Annotated in this window: 18 protein-coding genes; 7 read left to right on the top strand and 11 right to left on the bottom strand. The window is 30.3% G+C overall.

What is annotated here, in order from left to right; translation table 4 throughout:
* The first annotated feature begins 19 nt into the window (after positions 1 to 19).
* From OF365_RS01725 to polC, 6 genes are all read left to right on the top strand, one after another.
* The gene (locus OF365_RS01725) at positions 20 to 859 is read left to right on the top strand and encodes a segregation/condensation protein A (protein ID WP_263817888.1); all 840 of its coding nucleotides are present in this window, start codon (positions 20 to 22) and stop codon (positions 857 to 859) included.
* Complete coding sequence (gene scpB, locus OF365_RS01720; protein ID WP_263817887.1) at positions 852 to 1,931, top strand: SMC-Scp complex subunit ScpB; 1,080 nt, start codon at positions 852 to 854, stop codon at positions 1,929 to 1,931. Before OF365_RS01725 ends, scpB begins: the two co-directional genes overlap by 8 nt.
* 100 nt (positions 1,932 to 2,031) lie before the next feature.
* Complete coding sequence (gene tig / locus OF365_RS01715; protein WP_263817886.1) at positions 2,032 to 3,549, top strand: trigger factor; 1,518 nt, start codon at positions 2,032 to 2,034, stop codon at positions 3,547 to 3,549.
* 109 nt (positions 3,550 to 3,658) lie between these two features.
* Positions 3,659 to 6,058, top strand: coding sequence for an endopeptidase La (gene lon / locus OF365_RS01710; RefSeq protein ID WP_263817885.1), 2,400 nt, complete (start codon positions 3,659 to 3,661; stop codon positions 6,056 to 6,058).
* Positions 6,059 to 6,164: 106 nt separating this feature from the next.
* Complete coding sequence (locus OF365_RS01705) at positions 6,165 to 6,428, top strand: hypothetical protein (RefSeq protein ID WP_263817884.1); 264 nt, start codon at positions 6,165 to 6,167, stop codon at positions 6,426 to 6,428.
* 60 nt (positions 6,429 to 6,488) lie between these two features.
* Positions 6,489 to 10,784: a DNA polymerase III subunit alpha gene (polC, locus tag OF365_RS01700; RefSeq protein ID WP_263817883.1), complete on the top strand. Its 4,296-nt coding sequence runs from the start codon at positions 6,489 to 6,491 to the stop codon at positions 10,782 to 10,784.
* A gap of 35 nt (positions 10,785 to 10,819) precedes the next feature.
* Here the strand turns inward: polC and OF365_RS01695 are convergent, their stop codons facing one another.
* From OF365_RS01695 to OF365_RS01675, 5 genes are read right to left on the bottom strand one after another with little or no spacing between them, the layout of a single operon-like run.
* Entirely contained in the window at positions 10,820 to 11,143 is a 324-nt protein-coding gene (locus OF365_RS01695) for a 4'-phosphopantetheinyl transferase superfamily protein (protein WP_263817882.1), read from the bottom strand.
* The gene (locus tag OF365_RS01690; protein WP_263817881.1) at positions 11,134 to 11,436 is read right to left on the bottom strand and encodes a hypothetical protein; all 303 of its coding nucleotides are present in this window, start codon (positions 11,434 to 11,436) and stop codon (positions 11,134 to 11,136) included. Before OF365_RS01690 ends, OF365_RS01695 begins: the two co-directional genes overlap by 10 nt.
* 1 nt (position 11,437) lies before the next feature.
* Positions 11,438 to 11,713, bottom strand: coding sequence for a hypothetical protein (locus OF365_RS01685; RefSeq protein WP_263817880.1), 276 nt, complete (start codon positions 11,711 to 11,713; stop codon positions 11,438 to 11,440).
* Position 11,714: 1 nt separating this feature from the next.
* Positions 11,715 to 11,981, bottom strand: a complete 267-nt coding sequence (locus OF365_RS01680) for a hypothetical protein (RefSeq protein ID WP_263817879.1) — start codon at positions 11,979 to 11,981, stop codon at positions 11,715 to 11,717.
* Between the two features lie 41 nt (positions 11,982 to 12,022).
* Entirely contained in the window at positions 12,023 to 12,940 is a 918-nt protein-coding gene (locus OF365_RS01675; RefSeq protein ID WP_263817878.1) for a ribonuclease HIII, read from the bottom strand.
* Positions 12,941 to 13,117: 177 nt separating this feature from the next.
* On the opposite strand from OF365_RS01675, the gene OF365_RS01670 reads away from it, so the two are divergent.
* Entirely contained in the window at positions 13,118 to 13,717 is a 600-nt protein-coding gene (locus tag OF365_RS01670; protein ID WP_263817877.1) for a hypothetical protein, read from the top strand.
* 180 nt (positions 13,718 to 13,897) lie between these two features.
* On the opposite strand, the gene OF365_RS01665 is transcribed toward OF365_RS01670, so the two are convergent.
* The 6 genes from OF365_RS01665 to OF365_RS01640 all read right to left on the bottom strand — a co-directional run bounded on the left by OF365_RS01665 (position 13,898) and on the right by OF365_RS01640 (position 19,286).
* Positions 13,898 to 14,794: a hypothetical protein gene (locus tag OF365_RS01665; protein WP_263817876.1), complete on the bottom strand. Its 897-nt coding sequence runs from the start codon at positions 14,792 to 14,794 to the stop codon at positions 13,898 to 13,900.
* A 27-nt stretch (positions 14,795 to 14,821) separates the two neighbouring features.
* Positions 14,822 to 15,805: a replication initiation and membrane attachment family protein gene (locus tag OF365_RS01660; protein ID WP_263817875.1), complete on the bottom strand. Its 984-nt coding sequence runs from the start codon at positions 15,803 to 15,805 to the stop codon at positions 14,822 to 14,824.
* Between the two features lie 244 nt (positions 15,806 to 16,049).
* Positions 16,050 to 16,850: a DUF3196 family protein gene (locus tag OF365_RS01655; protein WP_263817874.1), complete on the bottom strand. Its 801-nt coding sequence runs from the start codon at positions 16,848 to 16,850 to the stop codon at positions 16,050 to 16,052.
* Positions 16,831 to 17,538 (bottom strand): DUF402 domain-containing protein, encoded by a 708-nt coding sequence (locus OF365_RS01650; RefSeq protein WP_263817873.1) that lies wholly within the window; start codon positions 17,536 to 17,538, stop codon positions 16,831 to 16,833. The genes OF365_RS01655 and OF365_RS01650 overlap by 20 nt, the downstream gene beginning before the upstream one ends.
* On the bottom strand, positions 17,507 to 18,580 hold the full coding sequence (gene hrcA, locus OF365_RS01645) for a heat-inducible transcriptional repressor HrcA (protein WP_263817872.1): 1,074 nt from the start codon (positions 18,578 to 18,580) through the stop codon (positions 17,507 to 17,509). The genes OF365_RS01650 and hrcA overlap by 32 nt, the downstream gene beginning before the upstream one ends.
* Entirely contained in the window at positions 18,567 to 19,286 is a 720-nt protein-coding gene (locus OF365_RS01640) for a hypothetical protein (protein ID WP_263817871.1), read from the bottom strand. The genes hrcA and OF365_RS01640 overlap by 14 nt, the downstream gene beginning before the upstream one ends.
* Between the last annotated feature and the right edge of the window lie 42 nt (positions 19,287 to 19,328).

Here is a 19,328-nt window from a genome sequence, read left to right as displayed (position 1 = left end):
TTAAAGAAAGCCTCTAATTATGGATCATAACAATACAAACAAGCGCTTATATTTACAATTAGAAAGCTATGATGGACCTTTAGATGTACTTGTTGAATTAGTTCGAATGGGTCGTAAAAGTATTCAAGAATTAGATATTGTTGAATTAGCTAATCAATATCAAAAATATGTGGAATCAAATATTGATACATTAGATGATTTTGATATGATTAGCGACTATTTGTTTTATGCATCGCATTTACTACGTTTAAAAATTTTATCTTTATTACCTAATCCTTCTTTATTAGAACAGCAAAAATTGGAAGAAGACCGCGAAGATCTAATTCAACGATTGATCGAATATTCCAATTATAAAAAAGCTGCTCATTACTTACAAGATTGCTATCAATGACGAACTAAAATGCATGATATTCCACAAAAAAATTATGACGATTTCATTGATGAAGATGCACAGTATAAACCATTACCAGAACAAATGCCTGTGAATTTATTAAAAACTTTAATGGATCAAGTTATTTTAGAATACGAATTAGCTCATACAGTAGTTGATTTATCTTTTAAAAACCCTGATTATAAAGTTTACGATGTAATGATTAATCTAGTTCATTATTTAAAAAAACAACCATCATATACTGGTAATCTTTTAGATTTTTTTAAAGATCAACCAAGGATTAATAAAAACCGTCGTTTCCTAGTTACTAGTTTGTTGGTGATCCTGACTTTGATTTATAAAGAAAAATTATCTTTAAAAACAAACGAAGTTGATCAAATTGAAGTTGTTCTAATTGATTTAGATTTTAACCTTAACAACATTTTTACTAGTGAACCGACAGTTAAGATAGGAGAAACATATGAGTAATAAAACAGATTTACAAAAATTATATAAAAAAAACCACGAAGATGAAAATGACATCGGTTTCAAAAATCATCAATTTTTTGCATATGATGATGTAGACGAGGACGAAGAATTTAAACAATCCTTAAAACGTCAACAAAATAAAATTTTAGTAGAAAATGAACATTATCAAACAAATGTTCAATTTATACCTAATCAAGCGGACATAACTACTCAAAAAACCATCTCAAACAAGGATGATAGTCCTTCTATCTTCAAACCAATTAACCCTGATCTTTACAAAAAACAAGAAATACCTAAGAAAGTTAGTTTAAGAAATGTTGAACCTACTTATACTAACTCCTTTATAAGCAATTTATCCGATGACGAAGAGGATGAGGTTTCACAAAGAAAACAAACTGTTAATAAAACTAGTCAGGCAGAAAATAAAAAGAAAGTAAGTGTTAAATTTAATCAACCTCATAAGCATTTTGAAAATCAAAAATTCAACAACACCTTCAAAACAACAGATTTATCTGATGGAGAAAGAAAAAATCTATTATCAGTTATTGAATCTGTCTTGTATTTAGCTGGTGAAGATGGCGCGAGTTTGAATGATTTCAAAAACGTTATTCAGTTACCCCATAACCAAATTACAGACTTACTAAACCAATTACAAAAAGACTATGAAACCAGTGATTCAGGAGTTGTTTTAGTTAAATTTGGTGAAAAATACAAGGTTTTAACCAAACCAAAAAACAAAGATCATTTAACAGCTTTTGTTAACGAACCTAACAAAATGATTCTAAACAAAACTACTTTGATAACCTTATCAATCATCGCCTATAATCAACCAACGACACGTGCTAAAATTTATAGTATCCGTAAAAAGGACCCTAAGTCGGCCATTGACACCTTACTTAGACATAATTTAATCGTTGAAGCAGGGCGAGCTCCAACCCTTGGTTCGCCTATTTTATACAAGGTTAGTCAAAAGTTTTTCGACTTATTTGGAATAAAAAATATTAGCGAATTACCTCGATTAGAAAAAGATTTTAAAGATTTTAATCCAATCGACGAAGAAAATTGAGATTAACCTCAATATTTTATATATAAATGTTAAAATATAAAAGTAAATAGTTCGTAAATTTAACTATACCTATCATATAACATATATTAAAGAATGAGTGAGAACAATGCAATTAAATAAAAAGACAAAAAATGAATTAAATATTAGTTTTGAAGTTACTGCAGATCCAAAAAAATGAGCAGAAGCTTTAAATAATCAGACCCAAAATATGATTCGTCAATTAAAGAAAAAAGTGAAAATTGACGGATTCCGTTTAGGACATGCTCCTGATCAAGAAGTTGAAAAACGGATCAATCGTTATGACTTGTACGATCGTGCAATTAATGATATCCTACCCTCATTAATTAAGGATTTAGAGGATTCTAAAGAATTTAAAGATGATCCAACAGAAACTTTAGATACTCCAAATGTATCAATTATCGATTTAGATGATCAAAAACTTGTTGTAAGTTTATCGTATGAAATTTACCCAACAATTACTTTGGATAAATACGATGATTTCACTTTGAATTTATCACCCATTACCGTTGACCCATCACTTGTTGACAAAGAATTAAAACATGCGCAAAAAGTGCGTGCTAAAAGAACTAAAAAAGACGATCAACAACCAATTGAAAATGGAGACGAGGTAGTCTTTGACTTTAAAGGTTCAATGAATAATGTACCATTTGAAGGTGGGACTGCTGAAAACCATACATTAATCATCGGATCTAATGCTTTTATTCCAGGTTTTGAGGATCAAATGATTGGTTTAAAAACAAATGAAGTAAAAACGATTCAAGTTACTTTCCCTGAAGATTACCATGCAACAGATTTAGCAGGTAAAAAAGCGGATTTTGAATTAAAAATTAAATCAATTAGTTCAATTGTTTTACCAGAAATTAATGATGAATTTGCTGCATCATTCAAATTACCAAACGTTAGCACATTAAAAGAATTAGAAAAATTCATTCTTGATAATTCAAAAAAAGCGGCTGAAGAAGAACGTTTTAACGTTGCACAAAACCAAATTAATTCCCAATTATTAGCTCGAACAACTATTTCGACTATTCCTGAATCAATGATTAACAAAGAAAGCGCAAATTTAAAGCAACAATTATTAGCTCAATTGGCGCGTTATAACATGGATTTAAAAGAATATCTAAAAGTATCAAATAAAACCGAAGAGGAATTAAATGCTGATCTAAAATTACAAGTAGTTGATACAGTTAAATTATCGCTTGTTATCGATTATATTGCTGAACGTGAAAAAATCCAAGTTTCTGAAGAAGAAGCACGCGCAGGCATTCCTGAAATGGCAACATTATATGGTTCAAATAGTCCAGAAACAATTAAATATTTAAATGATAATATTGAATTAGTGTCTGAATTTATTGTTCAGAAAAAAGTTATGAACTTCTTAATTAATTTGAACGAAAAAAATACTCCAGCGGCTAAAAAATCACCAAAAGCAGTTAAGGAAGCCAAAATCGCAAAAGAAAAACCAGCTAAAGAAACAACTACGAAAACTTGCAAAACAAAGGGCAGTTGTAAACCTAAGGTAAATAAGGAAGATCAAATAGCTAAAGAAACAGTTAAAAAAACTATAAGTAAAGCCAAACCAAAAGCAAGTAAGGCTAAATAAAACTTTATGTTTATTCTCTAAGCAAAATTAGCACTCTTTAAATTTATTTGCTAATTTTGTTTTTTTATTGTTATAATTATTTAAAGTAATCAAAGGATGGGATAATAACATGGACAAAAAACCAATCTTAATAACGCACGGCATTGTTTGTCTACCAAAGGAAAAACTAACTATTTCGGTAGGCCGAACATTGTCTAAAACAGCTGTTTTAGAGGCTTTTAATTCTAGAAGTAAAGAATTGATCGTTGTATCGCAGAGTGATATTTATTCAGATGCTAATGTCATTTCTGTAAAGGATTTATATGCTAATGCAGCAACACTAGTAAAAATTGTTGATCTTCGTGACGATGACGAAGGTGATTTCGTTATTGATGTGGAAGGCTTAAAAGCTGTTAGCATTGATTTTGAAACAACTGAGACAATTGATTTTAATTCTCGAGAACAAAATCAATTTCTATTTCACTATGATCCAATTATAAAAGACGAAGTTTTAACAACCGAAGAAAAAGATCAATTAACGAATATTAATTTACAAATATTTGAAGTCATTCGTGATCGTTCTCAAATGAAGGACGTTGATTTTGAGGAACGTTTCAGTATTTTACAATTTTATCCTGATACTTTTCCCTACCATGCAGCACACTATTATTTACCAGTTATTCCTGGAGCAAATAATGAATTAGCTAATTTACGTGCTCGAGTAGATATCATGTCACAGTCAACATTGATTAATGCTTACAAAAGAATTTTATCAATCTTGTTTAATAATTTAATTGATAAAGCTAAAATGGAATCAGATGTACGTGCTAAAATTAGTGAAATTATTAATGATAATTTACAAAAGCAACAAAAAGAATTCTATTTACGTGAACAATTAAAAGTTGTGAAAGAACAATTAGGGGAATTAAGTTCACGTGAAGACGATGCTAGCCGCATGCGTGCGAAAATCAAGGATTTAAACTTACCTGTTTTAGTTAAAGAACATGCCCTAGCAGAATTAAACCGTTTCGAAGCTGCAATGTCTTCGAATGAGTCATCGATTATTAAATCATATTTAGATTGATTATTAGATTTACCATGAGGTAAAATGGGTGTTGATAACAACGATTTAAATAAGGTTCGGAATGTTTTAGAAAAAAACCACTACGGGATTAGTAAAGTTAAAGAACGAATTTTAGAATATTTAGCATTACGTATGCGTAATAAAAATATTAAAGGGCCAATTATTTGTCTTGTAGGTCCTCCCGGAGTCGGAAAGACCTCATTAGTTTATTCAATCGCAGAAGCGATGAATAAAAAATTTGTTAAAGTTTCATTAGGGGGAGTACGTGATGAAGGAGAAATCCGTGGTCACCGTAAAACTTATGTGGGAGCTATGCCGGGTCGTATTATTAAAGGTTTAAAAAAGGCGGGCGTAGATAACCCATTATTCTTATTGGATGAAATAGATAAAATGACATCTGATAACCGGGGCGATCCATCAGCTGCTTTATTAGAAGTTTTAGATCCTGAGCAAAATAAACACTTCTCAGATAATTATATTGAAGAAGAATATAATTTAAGTAATGTTATGTTTATGGCTACAGCTAATTATTATGAAAAAATTCCGTACGCATTGATTGATCGTTTAGAAATCATTGAGTTATCAAGTTATACAGCGATCGAAAAACGTGAGATTGCTAAAGAGCATTTATTGAAACGCATCTTTAACGATGCACGTTTAAAACCAACTGATTTAGTTTTCAGTGATGAAGTGTTAGATTTTATTATTGAGCACTATACCAAAGAGGCTGGTGTGCGGGAATTAGATCGACAATTAGGACACATTGTTCGTAAATTTATTGTAGAGAAAATTAATGAAAAAGAATTGTCGCCAACTATTTTAACTAAGGAGTTAATTATTAAATACTTAGGTAAAATTAAATTCGATGTTACCCAAAAAGAATCAACAAGTATTCCGGGTGTTGTTAATGGTATGGCTTATACACAAGCGGGTGGTGATCTACTACCAATCGAAGTTAACTTCACTGCAAACCCTAAGGGCGGAAATATTACTATTACAGGTAATTTAGAAAGAACAATGAGCGAATCAGTGCGGGTTGCATTAGGTTTTGTAAAAGCTAATGCCCAAAAATATGGCATTGATGAAGCGTTAAAATTTAATGAAATTGATATTCATGTTCACGTTCCATCAGGTGGGGTGCCTAAAGATGGTCCAAGTGCTGGGATCGCTTTAACAACTGCTATCATTTCTGCATTATCAAAACGCCCTGTTCGTCCAATTTTATCAATGACTGGGGAAATTATGTTAAGAGGGACTGTTGGTATTATTGGTGGAGTTAAGGAAAAAGTTATTTCAGCCCACCGTGCAGGAGTTCGTGAAATCATTTTACCAGCTGATGATGAACGTTTCTTAGAGGATGTACCACAAGAAGTACGCAAGGATTTAAAAATTCATCTAGCTAAACATTATGATGAGGTTTATGAAATCGTATTTGGTAAAAACTAATTTACTAATTACTAATATGTCGAAATAAAATAATCAAATAAGAGGGAATCTAAACCTCTTATTTTTATATTTAGTATAATATTAATATAAACCAAGGAGACAAATTATGGAAATCAAAAAAGAATATAATCAAATCGTTGATAATATCTTAACAAATCCTCCACATCATCATGGTCATCACCATGTACATGAATACAAGATTTTATTGCAACGTAGTGAATTAAAACAAGGGGTTATTACTAAATCACCCGTTAATCATGATGAATACGTATTTAATTTAAATTTTGTAGATCAAGCTGATCAGCTTAAAGATGGTGATTGTATTTATGCTGATGGGCATGACTATGTTACACTTTATTTTGAAGAATAAAACAATGAATAAGAAGGTATAACTTCTTATTTTTTATTAAAGCGAATATAAGGAGTGTTTATGCAACAAAATATTTTATTAAAAATTCTTCCCACCTTAGCAGACGATGTATATCGCAATCTACCAGGATACAATGTTAAAAAAGAATCGATTAACAACGGCAAATATCTTTTACATGTTAGGTTCAACTCGTTTGTTGATTTTGCACTGTTAGAACAAATCAGTGACTTACCTTTGCACCCGCGTATTCAAAATTGTTCTTTAGTCTGACACAATCACTTTAATTCATCTGAGCAATTTACTGCTTTAGTTGATTATTTATTTAGTAAAAACGAATGAATGAATCCTGAATTTGCTAACCTAGAATATGAACAACAAAAAGTAATATTAACAACTAGTTCACACAATCAATTAGTTATTTTGCAAAACAACATTGAAACAATCCGACAAACACTTAACCAGTGCGGGTTAATCTTTAATGATTTAATCATTAGTTTCAATGATTATTCCGAAACAATTGCCCAACAGGCCATTGAACAACAAAACCAAGCCGCCATCTTGTTGGCTAAGTTAAACGAATTCGACCAAGAAAAAACAGTATCCGAAGCAACAGATTATAGTCAAAATTGAAACCGATATAATCGACAAGATAATAAAGCGATTACAAAATTGAATGATATTAACATTAATATGACCCAAGCCAATATCATGGGTAAAATTTTTTTAATAGAACAACGCGAACGAAATAATAAGGACATCATTTTAAACTTTTATATTCAAGATGACACAGATACTTTAAATGTAACATATTATCTAAATGCTAACAACAAGTTTAAAGAACACTTTTTAAGTCTTAAGGTGAACGATTATATTGGGGCATCCGGTGAAATCACCAGCAGTTTTAATGATCCAACAAAAACTATTCCAGTGCTTAAGGCTAAGAAAATTTGAAAAGTTGATAATTATTCGCTGACCGGGGATAATGCTGTTGTCGCTCCGCGTATTGAATTGGGTTTTCACACTAAAATGACTAGTAGTGATTGCATCATTGGAACGGAAGAACTGGTTGATTTTGCTGTAAAAAACAAAATTCCGTGCATCGGCATAACCGACCGGTATGTTGTACAAGCTTACCCAGAGATTCAAACTTATTTACAAACAAAGAAAATTGATGAACAAACATTAAAAATCATTTACGGATTGGAGTGCGAAGTTTTACCCACACGAATTGATGCCGTTTATAATACGGATGAGCGTTTTTTTATTGATCAGGAATATATTGTTTTCGACTTAGAAACAACCGGATTATATCCAAATTACGATGAAATCATTGAATTTGGGGGTGTTTTAGTGAAAAATGGTCAGATTTTAGAACGTAAACAATTTTTCATGAAACCAAGCAAACCATTGAGTCCTACCACTATTAAACTAACGAAAATTACCGATGACCATGTTAAACAAGCGATGAATGAGGAAACGGGTTTAAAAACCATGTTAGAGTGGTTTAAAAACCGAATTTTAGTTGCTCATAATGCTTTTAATTTTGATATTAACTTCATCAATATTCGTTTACAAAAATATGGCATGCCAATTATTTCTAACATGTATGTTGATACCTTAATGTTATCGCGTTCATTAAACCCAACATATCGTAGCCATCGGTTAGGTGCTATTTGTAAGAAAAATAACATTGCTTATGATGATTTAATAGCTCATAGAGCTGATTATGATGCTGAGGTCTTAGTCAGCGTGTTTAACATTATGTTAAGTCAATTAATTAATGAGCATAAAATTAAACAGTGAAGCGAAGTAAATAACCGCATTCAAAACCGAAGTTTAAGAAACCGTTTTTTTGGTGATCAAATTGCGATCTATGCAAAAAATCAGGCGGGAATTAAAAATATTTACGAACTAGTATCTAAAGCTCATACTGATTTTTATAATAATCGTCCAACGATTACTAAAGAGTTCTTAGAGCAATTTAAAAGTAATTTAATAATAACAAATGCGGTTTATGATAATGAGTTAATCAATAGTTTGTTTAATAAAACAGATGATGAAATTATTCAACAAATCAACCAATACGATTTCATTACTTTACCTAGTCTTAATTGTTTTAAAAACCAAATCCATAGTGAAAAAATCACCACGAGCGATTTACAACACGCATTAAACAAATTAGTTGATTTAACTAAAACAACTCAGAAGCCTATTATCGCATCCAGTCATGTTTATTATTTACAACCTAGTGATAAAAAATACTACGATGTATATGTTAATTCCAAAGGTTTAAATGGCCGTCTACACCGTTTTGCTAACGAATCATATGTGCCCGATTTACATTATCTAGATCAGCAAGCATTCAATAAAGAACTAGATTATTTAAATAATCCTGAAGATAAACAAAAAATTCTCTCAGCCAACTTGAGCGAGGTAATTAGTTGGTTCGCAGATAATATTAAGCCCTTAAAACAAGATTTATATACACCCAAAATCGATAATGTTGATGAATTAACCAAGAACTTTGTTTACCAAACAGCCAAAAAAATATACGGGGAAAACTTGCCAGAAATTGTGCAAGAGCGAATTGATAAAGAATTAAATGCGATTATCACTCATGGTTTTAGTGTTGTTTATTGAATCTCACACCTACTAGTTAAAAAATCGAATGAAGATGGATATTCAGTTGGTTCGCGGGGAAGTGTTGGGTCATCATTAGTTGCAACCTTTCTAAATATTACTGATGTAAACCCACTTATTCCACACTATTTATGTCCTGCCTGCAAATATTGTGAATTTGTCCCTGATGCTGAAGACGGATATGATTTAGAAGCTAAAAAATGTCCCGAATGTCAAGCAGATTTATTGCGTGAAGGTCATAATATTCCTTTCGAGACATTCCTTGGTTTTAATGGTGATAAAGTACCTGATATTGATCTAAATTTCTCAGGTGTTTACCAACCTGTTGCTCACCAGTTTATTAAGGATGTTTTCGGTGATGATCATTCCTATCGTGCAGGGACAGTATCGAAATTAAAAGACAAAACAACATATGCAATGGTCAAAAAATATTTTGAAGAAAAAAATGATGAAATCATTCGTGATTCAACCATTAATTTATATGTCCAACATTGTTTTGCGACAAAGAAAACAACTGGGCAACACCCAGGAGGCATCATCATTGTCCCTAAGGATTTATCTATTTATGATTTTACTCCTTACAACTATCCAGCTGATGATGAAAATGAAAGTTGAAAAACGACACACTTCGCGTTTGAATACATTCATAATAATCTTTTAAAATTTGATATTTTAGGGCACGATAACCCTACTATTTTAAAACTACTTGAAGACTTAACTCATGTTAAACAACAAGATGTTCCAATCAACGACGAAAAAACTATGCAAATGTTTTATGACATTACTGTCATGAACATTCAACCATCAGATGTTCTAGACGAAAAAACTGGAGCTATTAGTATTCCTGAATTTGGAACTAGTTTTGTTCGTCAAATGCTTGTAGCTACCCAACCGCGAAGTTTTGCTGATTTAATTCGTATTTCTGGATTATCACATGGGACTGATGTTTATTTAAATAATGCTCAAACATTAATTACCCAACATAATAAAAAATTAAAAGATGTTATTGCTTGTCGGGATGATATTATGAGTTATTTAATTCAAAACGGTATCGATTTTACTACTGCTTTTTTTGTTATGGAAGATGTGCGGAAAGGTAAAAAAATTAAGCCGGAGCACGAAGAAATTTTACGCGCTAATAATATCCCTGACTGATACATTGAATCAGCTAATAAAATCCAATATATGTTCCCGAAGGCTCACGCAACAGCTTATGTTATGCACGCTTGAAAATTTGCTTGATATAAATTGTATTATCCTCTGGAATATTATGCAGCCTTTCTATCAGTGCGAAGTCAAAATTTCGATTTAGAAGCAATCAATAAAACTCGTACCGAAATCGTTGATATTTATAAAAAAATTAAGCGTGACAAAAATGCATCTAATAAGGAATTAGATAGTCTAACTACCTACGAGATTATTATTGAATTTCTAGCTCGAGGCGTTAAATTATTAAATATTGATATTAATCATTCCCACCCTACAGACTTTTTAATTGACCGTGAAAAAAACGCTTTAATCCCTCCTCTTATTTGTATTCCTTCATTAGGCGAAAAAGTAGCGTCTTCAATTGTAGAACAAAGAAATTTAAAACCTTTTAGCACAATTGAAGATATTATTCATAGGACTGCTATTACAACTCGACAAATTGAAGTTTTAAAAAACATTGGAGCCTTGGATAACTTTGACGAATCTGCGCAAACCGAGTTATTTTAGTAAAAAAAACAAACACAGTTATTGTGTTTGTTTTTTTATATAATGCCAACTACCGAACTCATTACTAAGTTATTTTCATATGATAGCGTTAATACTAGGTCGGTTTTTTTCTTTTGCAAATAAACTAGGTAAATACCGTTATCAATATGTATTTCAATATCATCATATAAGTAACGTAAATAAAAAGCTTTCATCACTGCTTCTTTGCACGAGAAAAGACTACCTAAATACCGTTCTGGGTGAGTGTGTTTTTCATAGATGGCAAACTCATAATCGGTCATGATTCGTCTTGCTAAACGTGGGTTTTTTAGAATTGGACGCTTTAAATTTAATAAGTCTATTCCATGGACTATTTGCATGATAATTTTGGCCTTTTTTCAAAAAAATTAAAATTGTCATCAAAATTAACATGGTTGCTAATTAAATTAATAAAATCATCTTGTTGTTTAGCAAAATCTTTATATTTTTGCAACTCGATCGTTGTTTGCAATGCTTGTTGATGTTTTTTTTCTAATTGTTCAATTTCTACATAAGCCTCTTGTAAAGCTTGAATATAGTTATCAAAATCTTTGTCCACTTCTCGCGGATCATAACCAAAATTAACTGGTGGATATTTCTTTTGAATGAGTTCTTGTAAATTTAATTTTTTCATATTACCGACCTAAAAAATAAATGTGTTGACTTGGGGCATATGGGCCTTTAAAAATAATATCTTCCTGAGCTTGTTTAATCAATTCTTGCGCGGCTGGGTCAGGTTTTTTTGGCAGAGCAGCTAAAGCGATATTCGTAATACCCGAAACCACTTGAACTCCCATAGAAACAATGGTAGACCAAAATAAAAAATTATTTCAGATATTTAAAGAACTAGCTAGTAGCATGGCAAATCCTGATCATATTTGTTGCTTTTCTTGTCTATTTAATAATAACATATTAAAAGAACGGACTTCCAAAACTTAAAGTTGCTCGCGAAGGGTGTTGAGCAATACGCGTATACATGCGTGCAGCCGGATTATCAATAAATTGGTGTCGAGTAAACCGAGGTGATGGGTTAAAAATATGAACTAATTGAGCTACTAAACCCAACGCCCCTGTGATGTTTTGGCCTAATATACCTGTCATAATTGCGGTGTTTCACATATAATTGCCAAAAAAACCACTATAGATTTCTTGCTTATTTTTGTCTGTTAATTTTTGCATATTTTCCTCCTTTGTTAAATTAAACGAGAAAAAATATGTTTTTACTTACTTTTATGATTTTTAATTACTGGAAAATTTTTGAAATGAGCTTTAGCTAAATAATATAAAAAGCCGGGTTTATATTTATTCAAAATAAAAGTTGTTGCGGCTCGAATTTTTTCATTATCAGCACCGAGTGGTAAATTAATGTGGTACTTACGTTCTAAACTAGCTTTAAAATTTAACAGAAAGGCTCTAGCGATAATTGAAGCGCATGCAACACTTAGAAAATGACTTTCTGCCTTGTTTATACTTTTATTAATACAAACGTGTTCTAAATGCGCTTGCGTTTCGTATTCTTTGAATTTGGATTGCGAAACATATTGGTCGATTACTGTATATGTTTTTGGATATTTATGCAATAAGCGACTAATTGCCTGATTGTGTAAAATTGTCTTTAACACGTGTGCATTTTTATAAATCCGGTATTTTTCATTATATTCGTATGGTTCGAAAAACTTAATGACAAAATCCACTTTTTCTTTTAGAATTTCTGCTAACTCTAAAATTTTACGGTCGCTGATTTTTTTAGAATCATTAACGCGCAAATTCTGTACAAAGGGAATTTGTGATTTTGGTAAATATACAGCGCAAACAACTAAGCCATGAAAAAAATCTCCGACACCTACTTCATCACTACCAATTGTTGCTTCATGTAATTGGTTCTGATCTTCTTGATTATCAAGTGGTGCATTCAAAAAAAATAACTCAGGGAAGTTTGCTAAAAAAGTTGTTCATTCGTAGTTTTTGTGTAAATTAATTACGGTCTTAAATGTATTATAAACAAAAATTGTAAAACATTGGTTTTGACTAAAACGGTGACGAACAAAGGGTTGTGTATTTGCTTGTTCGTATTTGATTAGAGTTTGTAAAATTAATTGGTATTGATTTTCATCAATTTTAACTGATCAAGTCCTCATATTAATGCTCTCCATGAATTCAGAATGCTCACTTTTAATTATAAATTAATCTGGTTTTTAATTCTTCCTAGTTCTAACTTTTTTTAAAAAAACAATGTCTTAATAATTTTCGAAAAAAATAATGATTTTATATTATAATAAAAGTTAAAATATTCAACAAGATTTGTAGGGGCGTTTATGTTTAATTTTAAATACGATTTTTCTAAAAGTTTATTTGGTTATGTAGTTTATAATCACCAAACAAATTTAATTGATGTGATTACAAATAGCCCTGAAGAGTTTGCTGGGTTGTTAAAAAATATTGTGCATAGTCCTTATGTCTCTAATAAAATAACCCGTGAAACTCGTAGGATTTACAACGAATTATTGGTTTGTATTAATATGGAAGATTATGAAGTCTTACAGCAAAACGAATTAACATACTCACAAATTATTCAAAACGCTTTATTAGATGAGGCCGTTTATTTATATGCACACATGCAAAAAGCCATCATTGATTCTTTACATGAATTAATCAGCATAGAGAATTTATTACCATTATTGCCAGTTTTGTCTGATTTGAACAATCAAATTATTTTGGATAAAAATTTAGTTTATAAAATCAAAAACCATCAAGAAGCTAATTTAGTTATTCGCAACGCTTTACGCATTTATTGATTTTTTAACCCTGAAACACAAAATATTAATTTAGACCAACAAAAAACCCAAGAATATAGTAAGTATTTAAGTTTACACCAAGATCAATGAAAAAGAATTCAGGCCAAACGAAAAAATTAAAGTACCATAAGGTACTTTTTTATTTTTTAATCAAAGAAAAAGACCTGTGTCTTCACAGGTCTAAAACATTCGTTTTATGGGTATAGCGAACTAGATTTTCATCTAGAATTGTTGCAAACGAATTTAACAACTAGAATTGTTTAATCTACCCATATAAATTAAACTGTCAAATTTATTATATTATTTTTTAATTAATTTGTCAACACTTAGTGGTTTTTTAATTAAATAATTAGTTGTCCCCAAATCAACATATGACCCGTTAACTAGTAAACTTATTCACATTCGGCATTCCTCAATTAACGATGATCGTTGTTTTGATGAGCCATAATGACGATATTCCATCATTGTATTAAAATCCCAACGACTTAAAAATAGCACAGGTAATTTCTCGTTGTATATATGTTGAAAAAGCGGTTCTAAGACATTATAGTAAATATTTTCTTTAATAACTTCTATATCAAAATCGTCAAAAATAAAAAAGTGACCTTGCTTCAACATATTTAATAATGCATCGATTGTATTAAAAAAAGGATTGGTTTTAGCAAAAATTTGGTGAATTAAATTATTGAGCTTCCGCAACTTTAAACAAACAACTAAAGAATTGTTTTCTGCGATTAAATGATTAGCAATATGAAGGGCAAAGAACGTTTTACCACTACCAAGAACTCCAGAGATGTATAAACGAAGTTTGGGGAGTCAGTTTTTTTGATTTTGGCTTAAAAAATTAATGAAATAACTGCGATCATTACTCTGCATATCATAAATATTTGCCTTAAATAAATCTGTGTATTCTGTTTCTTTTTTTTCCAAAAAGTATTCAGGGTAAAAATAGTTATCTAGATATTTGGGTTGTTTTTCTTTCTCAACTCAACTTGTTTTATTATCAAAAGAAAGTTCTAACAATCCGTATTTACGAATTATTATAGGTTCATATGGTAGATTTGCACAAGCTTCTTGCAAAACCGATAGTTTATCAAATAAATCCTTGTGATTATGAAATTCATCAGGGGTAATTTTTAAATCCTTAAACCGTGGATCTGACAGACACGTTTGATAATTTATTTTTTTTGTAGACATAATAATTTATCCTAAATTAATTTTATTCTAAAGACACGGTAAATTATTTTTAGGTCCTTTTGATGAACGTCGTTCATCAACTCATTCATTTTCTTGATTAATTTTGCTTTTTTTAACTTTTTTACTAGCTTCTAAATAACTATTCATATCATCATTCAAAGCGGCACGCAAATGATTAATTGCTGTATAAATATCCACAATATTCTTTGCAGTAAAAGAACGTAATAACTTACATAAATAATTATAGTTTAATTTACCTGTAATGTTTTTGTGCAAACAAAAATCAATTACTAAATTAATAGCTCATAGATTATTAGGATATTCCTGGCATAAATTATTGACCATAGTTATTTCCTGGGCGTCTGTTTGGTGTAAAAAGATATGTGTTAAAAAACTGACTGGATCTGTATTTAAGTATTTATCAATCAATAAACTAAAATTAGATAAATCATATGCACTAAAAAAGATATCACGCGTTCGCAAACCTTCTAAATTAACAATGCTACTTGTTGTGTTTTGGTTTTTATTTAGCACATTGATTTGCACACACGCACTTGCATCTGGGGCAGGAGGAGTTAATTCATTATTAACAAAACTATCACTAACATTCACCAAATTCATAGCTTCATGCATTGGAGCGTATTCAAAACGTTTGGCTGCATAATAATTCATAGAAGTATGTGTTTGCAGTAAATTAATATAGGTTTCGTTATTTAATAGTTCTTCGGCTTGTTTTTGAGGTTTAACGACTAAGTAATATTGTTGTTCGTCTTGATAAACGCTTAATAATTCGATTTTAATTAATTCACGAATGCACGCAAATAACTCATCTGAGTTTAATTGTAAATTTTCGCAAAGTTCATTAGTGCTAACACTTGCTTGATGTGCTGACCGTGTGACCAAGTATACATAAAAACTTGTGGCTTGTAAACCAATAATTGGTGTATATAAATCATATAAAACATAATTATTAATGGACAAATTATCGTTTTTTAGCGTACAAAAAATCATAAAGGTGTTGCCTCCATCTTGCATGTTTGAATAAAAATAGTAATGTATAAGCCGTTATCTGACTACAATAATTGTAAGCAAAAGAATGTAAAAAAACAAAGAAAAAACTGTTTATTTAGAGTCGATAATTGGCAAGATAAGAGTTATTAGCATCTTATCAAATGTCCTCAAACCATTTATTTAAGGGTTATTTTTAGACTCTAAAAAGTTATAGACACGAAAATATGCTCATATATTTTATTACTTAATTTTCGTGCATATGAAAAAGATATGTTATTTCTCTTAATACAGCTAAATCCGTTTCGTTTAAATCTAAAGGTATTTCTTCATAGACTAAATTCATGTATTGAGTTATACAATGAGCTATTTGTTTTAAATTTAGGCTTTCAAGGTTTAGAAAATAAAAATGACAGTAAATATCCACCATTTTTAATGCATAATCATATTTAAAAGGGTCTTGTTTAAAGACTTCATTAAAATATTCCGTAAAAAAGACTGATATTTTTTGGTCAAAAATTAATACTGATTGCGTTGGTAAATGAAAATAATCTGCAGGAACAATCTGTGCCCGAATATTTAAATATTGGTTGTAAAAATTTAAACTGGCACTGATTTGATATTCACTTAAAACAGCTAGTAAATTAATTTTTTCTAATAAATTAATTTCGGTACTAAGAAATATATTGTTAAAAAATATTTCGTCATTAATTGATCAATCAGCAATAAATTTATCCAAATATTCACGTACATAATGAGTGTGAATTTGTTTGTGTACAACAATGTGTGCAAAATAGTCGGCCGGCTTCCAATCTAATGTTTCTTGGTAGGCTAAATCAGCTTGAATGGCTTCCAGTTTTTTTAATTGTTCATTAAAGATATTTAGATACTCAACAGGTAGTAAATCCATCTCTAAAAATCCCTTCATTTTATCGATGGCTGCTTGATAGTTTTGTTGATCAATCAATTCATCAATAACCGCTTTTTGCTTTGCGAAATAATTGTTGATCAGCATTTGATCATTGCTGCTAATTTTCTTTTGATCCATAATTGACTTTCTTGAAACGTTCTGGTGTTTCATTGCGTTTATATCGAATACTTTTCTTTGGGGGCACTAAATTATTTAATTCAATAATTTTATTTTTATTAATTAGTCGGTCAAAATATCGCTCCTGAATCAATTGTTCGATTTGACTTTCGACACGCATAATTTTTTGGACTAATTGTTTTGGATAATGATATTTTTTAGAGTTTTCTAAAAATTCATCAAAATCGACTTCGCGTCATTGTTTCTCAGCGTTAATTTTAAAATCTAAATCAAAATCGTAATATTTAATCGCCTGCTCTTCAAAAATAAAGGGTGAGGCAATATTAATATATAATTTCATACCCGTTTTTTCGATTGTGGCAATAATGTTAAATCATTCCTTTTTAAAAAAGAATCAATACGAAGTTTTTGTTGTATAAGAAGGGAAATTTCGTGTCGAATATTCTTCTGATGTAATCACTAATGAATTTGTTGAGCACAAAACTAAATAATCTTCTTGGATATCAATAACTATCGGATTATTTCACGAACGGTACAATCAACCATTTAATTTATAAGCATGAACCATAATTTCTTGGTGTAATGATAGTTGGGATAAATCTTGATAATTATCTAAATGATTTGTTAATAATTCTTCATCAAAACGCACTGGTTCTTTAGATCTCTTCGTTGTTGTTTTTTTGTTCATAAACGATCATTTCCAATTCTTTTTTAATATATTCTAATAGAGCAATTATTTTTTTATAATCCATACGGGTTGGACCGATGACAGCAATTTCTTTATTTTTATTGTATAAATCTATACTTGTGGAAGCGATAGCGATACCGTTGTGTCCAATCTGGTTACCATATGTAATTTGCGTACTTACCTTGTCAATTTTTTTATTAATTGAAATTTGCTCTCAAATACTTGTATCTTCAATCAAATTTAAAATCTCATTCATTTTTTCAATGTTATCAAACTCTTGATGACTTGTTAAATAACGCACACCAAAGGAAGCATTTTTATCATTACTAATACATGAATAATGCTTAAATATTTTTAAAACGATATTATTCATGTAGTGTTCATAAGCATGAACTTTTTTAGACAATAAATCAGCAGCCCCAATAATTTTGTTGCTTAATTCATTCATTGGAGTATTTAATAAATATTCATCTAGAATATCGATGCAAATACTTAAATCAGTATATTTTGTCAGTTGGTTAAGAACGATTGGGTGATTTTCCACATTGCCCGATGAAGTTACTACAATTAAAACCGCATTGTGAGGACCAGTTTCGATTAATTGAATCCGTTTTAATAATTCATTATCTTTATGATCACGCATGATTGCTGGTAAAAGGGTAAACTGATTAATAATTTCAATCGAATCCTCAATGATTTTATCGATCGAAACAAAACGTTGCATGAAAATTTTATGTAAGCGTTTTTTTATAGCTGGGTCAATGATTGAATCTAAATCGCTAAATTGATGATTAATGAAATCATAACCTTTCGTTGTCGGCACACGTGCGCCTGAACGGTGTTTTTTTTCTAATAACAACATTGTTTCCAAACTCTTCATATCATTACGAATTGTCGCAGGTGAAACTTGCGGAAAGTAAACCTCTTGAATTAACATGCTAGATACTGGTGTCGCTGTTTTTGTGTATTCATCAACCACAGCTTGTAATACTTTTTCTTGACGATTTGTTGGTTGATTTTTATTTTTTTTATGATTTGCCATGAATATTTTGCTCCTTATTAGTAGCCATTAAATCAACAAACAATTGAATCATTAATAAAACTTTATGATTTATTTGACTAGCTAAATAATCTGTGCACTTCATTGGATATGTTTTAAAAAAAGCAGCGTCTATTCGGTTGAAAATGAATCATTGATCATCGTGATAATTGATTTGGTTATATTGTTTTTGATTGATTATTTGTTCGGGATTTCTTAATAAAGCCGTCTGATCATTAATGACTAATTGGTATGTTTGTTTTTGATAAACAAAATCATAAATAACTTGCGTATCTTTTCAAGTAATTTTTTGAAAACTAAAATCTTTCAAATATGCCCCAATTTTTTTATAAAAAACATTAATTGTTGGATGATCTAAATATGTTCGAATGAAATTTTTTACAATTCTTCTATTAAACACAATCACTGTAAAAAACGGAATCATTAAACATAACAAAAAAAATAGACCTAAAGTCATCACTGTAATAGCTCAGGGGTTATTAGCTCATGTTTCCCCGTTTTTAATAAACGCTCCGGCAATTAATAAACCAACTGCGACTACAAAAATACCCAAGACTGTATATAAGCCAATCTTAGCGTTCTTTTCTAACTTTTTTTCGACTTTTGTTTGTTCGAAAAATTTTTTTAGCATATGGTTTGTTTTTAAGCTATCTAAATAAGTATGTGTTTGTTGTTCTAAAATGTGCATATAATCTATCCTAATCTTAGTTTATATTATAAATAATTATTA

Source organism: Ureaplasma zalophigenitalium, assembly GCF_025780055.1.
GTDB classification, from domain to species: Bacteria; Bacillota_I; Bacilli_A; order Mycoplasmatales; family Mycoplasmoidaceae; genus Ureaplasma; species Ureaplasma zalophigenitalium.
This window is presented reverse-complemented; position numbering and strand designations above follow the sequence as displayed.